Genomic DNA, 1,627 nt, shown 5'->3' on the forward strand with positions numbered 1-1,627 from the left:
GATAGAAACAGAAGCCACTGGAGCACCTCAAAAACACCATCATACACTAAATCAGTAAGTTGGCAGCATCACCGCATCCTGAAGGGTATTCGTGTGAATCAATCTCAGAAGTTCATCACGTTGTATAGTTATCTGGCAATAATCCTTTTCCCATGCAGTTGTATGCTTGGTTTCTGTCTCTTTACCTGGAGTAACTGTTGCGAATTTCCATGTATATCGGATAAAATCTGTTGGTTTAAAATATTCCATGGTTTTGTTGAACCAACCAATGATTTCATTGGCATAAAGACGGACATATTCATCGTATATTGACTTAATTTCATACCAGTTGGCGACCCGACACAAATTATTCACGAATTCTGAACGTCCTGTTTTCAACAGTTGTTCTTTCAGTCTGATTACATCCTCGGTCTTTTGCTCCAGACAATCTCTGAATATTTTATGTTCCTCTTTAAAGGGGGATAGCCATTCTGGGAGGTCTGTATTATTTTTCTTGTAGAATCCGTTAACCGTCATACCAATAACTCTGGCAAGTATTGCTGATTCATCAATTTCATGGTATTGATTCAGGTGTGCCAGTAACTCTGAGGTGCAGGAGTGTGCAACAGACAGATCCTGATGGCAATAGCCCTGTCGGGTTTCTGCTGGAATTGGTGAACTCCAGGCTTTACATTCAGTCAGAATATTAAATAAATCATCTCCTACAAACTTTGCCAGTTCAGGTGTTTTCCAGGTTCTCGGTCCTGGGCTGATAAAGGTTGATGTTGTCTGTACCTCTTGCATCGCCCCCCAGGTTTTCAGACTGATATTTCCTTCATCAAAACCATTGTATAAATGGCACATCACATTAAGCGCATCTGTAAGAGCAGAAGGAGTGGGTTGGGGGGAGGTAGACTCTTCAATAGTAAGCTTTGGTTCTTCAGCGCTTCTTTGTTCTCTAAAGATTCTCAGGAGCTCTGTATTGGCACGTAATGCAGAGAGTACTCTGTGCTGTTCTTCAAACCAGGGGCGATATTCTGGATCCTGATATAGTTGACGTGCTTTAAAAATGAGCAAAAGGATTTGTTCGGAAACCGCCTCGTATATGCCAGGGAATGGGTGGAGTTCGCCGGATAAAACACGATCATACTGATACTTTTGTTGCATTGTCCGAGTTACCATGATGTCAGAAGTTTCTGCTTGCTACATATTGGTCCGCTGTCAGACAGAATCGATGTTGTCCACTGAAATGAAACGTCAATCCTGAGCCAGCCGCTGATTACGTGGATAGCTTGTGTACATTTGTTTATATCCTGAGATTTTATACATTATTTACGATAATTTTCTCCTGATTGTGATTGTCTCCGTCAGTTACCTCTGCGTCTTCTGTATAAGCGTATTTGCTTCATTTTCCGATCATTCGTAGCCTGCTTCTGTCTGTTCAGCAACAGATTGTCTTTTCCTCCGCTTGTTGTAGCTTATTTTTGTGATGATTATCACAAATTAGATGGAAATATTTCACCTTCCTGCGGCTCCTCTATGCCTTGTTTGAATTTTACATGGATTTATTTATATATCCCAACCTAATTTTAGTCAACAAAAATCGTCATAATGGATTTTTAATATTAATCTTTTGTTTTTATTGGTC

The 1,627-nt window shown here is 40.3% G+C and carries 1 pseudogene; it reads right to left on the bottom strand.

The features are described 5' to 3' along the window. Window positions 1-66: 66 nt before the first annotated feature. A pseudogene (locus tag OQV04_RS24490) lies at window positions 67-1,161 on the bottom strand (hypothetical protein); the annotation flags it as partial. Window positions 1,162-1,627: the final 466 nt, after the last annotated feature.

The sequence above is a fragment of the Escherichia sp. Lx600-2 genome, assembly GCF_036662595.1.
In the GTDB taxonomy this organism is placed as follows: domain Bacteria; phylum Pseudomonadota; class Gammaproteobacteria; order Enterobacterales; family Enterobacteriaceae; genus Escherichia; species Escherichia coli.